General features: G+C 69.1%; 4 protein-coding genes and 1 pseudogene. 2 read left to right on the forward strand and 3 right to left on the reverse strand.

Annotation, left to right across the window (positions count from 1 at the left end):
* Nucleotides 1-366 (forward strand): annotated as a pseudogene (locus tag DD1DGNOD_RS18045) (transporter substrate-binding domain-containing protein); the annotation flags it as partial.
* A gap of 45 nt (nucleotides 367-411) precedes the next feature.
* Here the strand turns inward: DD1DGNOD_RS18045 and DD1DGNOD_RS18050 are convergent.
* Nucleotides 412-1,176 (reverse strand): SDR family NAD(P)-dependent oxidoreductase, encoded by a 765-nt coding sequence (locus DD1DGNOD_RS18050; RefSeq protein ID WP_346434347.1) that lies wholly within the window; start codon nucleotides 1,174-1,176, stop codon nucleotides 412-414.
* Nucleotides 1,177-1,550: 374 nt separating this feature from the next.
* On the opposite strand from DD1DGNOD_RS18050, the gene DD1DGNOD_RS18055 reads away from it, so the two are divergent.
* The gene (locus DD1DGNOD_RS18055) at nucleotides 1,551-2,708 is read left to right on the forward strand and encodes an ATP-binding protein (protein WP_206443273.1); all 1,158 of its coding nucleotides are present in this window, start codon (nucleotides 1,551-1,553) and stop codon (nucleotides 2,706-2,708) included.
* Between the two features lie 78 nt (nucleotides 2,709-2,786).
* Here the strand turns inward: DD1DGNOD_RS18055 and DD1DGNOD_RS18060 are convergent, their stop codons facing one another.
* Nucleotides 2,787-3,167 (reverse strand): type II toxin-antitoxin system death-on-curing family toxin, encoded by a 381-nt coding sequence (locus DD1DGNOD_RS18060; protein ID WP_241251644.1) that lies wholly within the window; start codon nucleotides 3,165-3,167, stop codon nucleotides 2,787-2,789.
* A 281-nt stretch (nucleotides 3,168-3,448) separates the two neighbouring features.
* Nucleotides 3,449-3,994: LLM class flavin-dependent oxidoreductase (locus DD1DGNOD_RS18070; RefSeq protein WP_131770679.1), on the reverse strand; the 546-nt coding region annotated here is incomplete at its 5' end.

Genomic DNA, 3,994 nt, shown 5'->3' on the forward strand with positions numbered 1-3,994 from the left:
CTGGTCGCCCTGGAACGCGCCGCCAACTGCCTCGTCGCGTTCCAGGCCGGGCAGGTGGACGCGATCGCGACCGATGACGTGATCCTCGCCGGTATGGCGGCTCAGGACCCCTACACCGAGGTGCTCCCAGCCGCCTTCGATCATGCCCTCGGCAACGAACTCCGCACGCTTGAGGAGCCGTACGGCGTCGCGATGCGGATGACCGGCAACACGGTTTCCGACGACCAGTTCGTCGCCTTCGTCAACGGGGTACTGCGAAACGTCATGCAGGGCGGACGCTGGAAGCAGATCTATGACCGATGGCTCGGTGCGGAGCTCGGATCCACCGACAGCCCGCTGGCGAAGAACGCGAACTGGCCGCACTGACGGCCGTCCTGTATCGGCAAACCGCGGGATCTTCGGTTGGCAGCGTCACCCCCGGCGGTGGATGTCGCGGGCGGATGCCTGGTCGCGGGGGAAGAGATCCATCCGGGCGATGGCCACGTGGGGCGGGCGGGTGACCGCCCAGGTGACGGCCTCGGCGACGTCGTCGGCGGTGAGGGGAACGGTACCGGCGTAGACCGCCTCGGCCCGCTCGGCGTCCCCGTCGAAGCGCACGAGGGAGAACTCGGTGTCCACCATGCCGGGGGCGATCTCGATAACCCGGACCGGCCGGCCGAGCAGTTCCAGACGCAACGTCTGGACAACCGCCGCCGCGGCGTGCTTGGCCGCGGTGTAACCGCCCCCGCCCGGGTAGACCTGATGGCCGGCGACGCTCGTGACCACGACGATGCGGCCGTTACCAGAAGCAACCAGGGCGGGGAGAAAGGCCCGCACGGTCCGGGCGACACCGGCGACGTTGGCCTCCCACATCCACCGCCATCTCGCCTCCTCGGCCTCGTCCGCCTCTGCCACCGGGGCCAGCCCGAGCGCGCCTCCCGCGTTGCACACCAGGACCTCGCAGGAGGCGACGCCGGCCGCGAACGCCTGGACCGACGCGGGGTCGGTGACGTCCAGGACGCGGGTACGGGCAGCCGGCCCGATCTCGGCCGCGACCGCCGCCAGCCGGTCGGCTCGGCGCGCGCCGAGCAGGACGTCGAAACCCGCCTCCGCAAGCGCCCGCGCGGTGGCGGCACCGATGCCGCCGCTGGCACCGGTGACCACCGCCAGTCCCCGGGCACCGGTGGGGGCTGCCAGGGGCTGCGCAGAAGCGGCGGGATCGAGGGAACCGGAGGAACCGTGCGCGGAAGCCGTGTCGGACGTGTCAGCGGGCACGACCGCCATTGTCACCTGTCAGGGCCGGGAGCCGTCCCCGGACCGGGGATCCGTGCCCGGACGGCGCGGGAAGCCGCAGGCCCGGACCTGTCATAAGTATGGTTATGATAACCATGGTTTTACGAACACCTGGCCGGGGAGGAGGCTGCGATGCGCATGCTGCCCAGGCCGAGTGAAATGTTCGACCGGGAGTCGGCGTCGTCCTCGCCGACTACCTCAACCTCCCGGCAGCACTGACCCTCGACAGCTGGCACACCACCGTCGACTCCCTGCTCAGGCTCGGCCGCGACCGCTGCGTGCCCGTCGTCATCGACGAGTTCCCGTACCTGGCCAAGGCCAATCCACGCCTGCCGTCCGTCATCCAGAACGCCCTCGCGCCGCTGCGTGCGGAACGGGAGGCCAGCCGCACCCGTCTCCTACTGTGCGGATCAGCCATGTCCTTCATGGGCCGGCTGCTGGGTGGCAACGCACCGTTGCGCGGACGCGCCGGGCTCGAGCTCGTCGTGCCGACCCTGGACCACCGCCTCGCCGCCGAGTTCTGGGGAATCGACGATCCGGCCACCGCCCTCAAGGTCAATGCGATCGTCGGCGGCACCCCGGCCTACCGCCGGGAATTCGCCCGCGACGACGTACCCGCGGGCTCCGACGACTTCGACCCCTGGGTTGTCCGAACCGTGCTTTCCCCCGCCAGCCCGTTGTTCCGCGAGGCTCGGTATCTGCTCGCCGACGAAGTGGACCTGCGCGATACCGGGCTGTATCATTCGGTGCTCGCGGCGATCGCGGCAGGCAACACCAACCGCGGCGGCATCGCCTCCTACCTGGGCCGCAAATCCGGTGACCTCGCACATCCGCTGACCGTTCTCGAGGACTGCGGCATGATCACACGCGAATCCGACGCCTTCAGGAACAACCGGACCCACTTCCGGATCGTCGAGCCGCTCCTGACCTTCTACCACGCGGTGATGCGCCCGATCTGGTCCGATCTCGAGCACACCCGGGACGCCACCCGACTATGGCAACGCAGCCAGCGCAGGTTCGTCGGCAACGTCATGGGCCCGCACTTCGAACACATCTGCCGCTACTGGACCCGGCACCTGGCATCGGCCGAGCACTTCGGCGACTACCCCAACCGCGTCGGCGCCGGAACCGTCAACGACCCGGCGAACAGGGCCAGTCACGAATTGGACGTCGTCGCTTTCGGGCTCGACGACGACAACCATGCGCCACTGATCGCGATCGGAGAAGCGAAATGGGGCGAGACGATGGGCGTAGGTCATCTCGACCGGCTCCATCGGATCCGCGCCCTCCTCGTCGCGCAGGGACGCCCCGGAGCCGAGACCGTGAAACTTGCCTGCTACAGCGGCGCCGGGTTCAGCGCTGAACTCCAGGAACTCGCCGGCGCCGACAACAGCATCGTCCTGGTCGGCCTCAAGGATCTCTACGGACGGTCGTGACCGGACGCGGGCATCACGCCGCCGGACAATGAACAATCATATCGGCGACGCTGTTCGAAAAAGCACCGAGAATTCGAACTACCCGCCGTCCAACAACACGACGCGCAGCCAATCGGCGATCTCCTCGACTTCCGCAACGCCTCGCGCGACATCCATGACGAGGTCGAACGCCTCGTTGTCGGAAAGGTCGGTCGCATGCCGGTTGACGTCGAGGAACACCACCGCCGCCAACCAGGCCAGACGCTTGTTGCCATCGACCAGAGGGTGGCTGCGGGCCACCGAATGCAGGAGTGCGGCGGCCTTCGACGCGAGGGTCGGATAGGCGTCCTGACCGAACGCGCTCGACCGTGCCCGGGCCGCCGCCGCGTCGAGCAGGCCTACGTCCCGCACCGGACCGGCACCGAGGCCGCGTACCAGGGTGAGCAGATCCTCCAGATCCAGGTACTCGACAGGATTCACACGGTGCCCAGACGGGCGAGCACATCCCCCCACTGGGCGATCATCCGATTCGCGCTGTCGCGCACCCGGGCAGTATGGACCGTATGGTCCTACCGGCCGCCGTATGAGTCGCATAGCGGTTGCCTGGTGTGCGCGTCCCGGATCGACTGTTCGGCCTGCGCCGCCGGGCCCGCCGCTGTGCCTCAGTGAGGTTGTAGCCGTTCCACTCCCGCAGCGCAGCACGGGCCTGCTCAGCACGTGCAGCCCGCTCGGCCGATGTGAGGAGGGTGTCCGCCAGGTCGCTACGGCTGTGGTTGGCCCGTTTCCGTACGCAGTGACGCAAGGGTCTCGATGGTTCGCCGTTGCTCGCGCTCTCCGCCGAACGGGCCCACCAACAACTCCGTCACGCCGGCGTCGGCGTACCGCCGGACCGCCTTCGCCACTGTCGTTTCGTCCCCCGCGACGACCGTCTCGTGCACCCCGCGCTTACCCTGGCGGTCCAGGATCGCGCGGTAGCTTGGCAGCTGTGCGGCGAACCCCAGCTGGTCGGCAACCGCCTGCCTGACGCCCTCAGGATCAGTCGTGACGCTCACGATGACGGTGGCCACTATGCGAGGGGCCGGTCGTCCCGCCGCAGCGGCGGCCCGGGTGATCGTCGGTCTGATGTGGTCGTCGACGGCCTCGGGACCTGTCCACACGGTCACCGTCCCGTCGGCAAGTTCGCCCGCGGTGCGCAGCATCAGCGGTCCCAGCGCAGAGACAAGCACGGACGGCGGTGTCGCTCCAGGCACGTCGACCTGCCCCGCGGTGGTGAGGGTCTGGCCCCGGTACTCGACGTGCTCGCCGCG

The sequence above is a fragment of the Candidatus Protofrankia californiensis genome (genome assembly GCF_900634765.1).
GTDB classification, from domain to species: Bacteria; Actinomycetota; Actinomycetes; order Frankiales; family Frankiaceae; genus Protofrankia; species Protofrankia californiensis.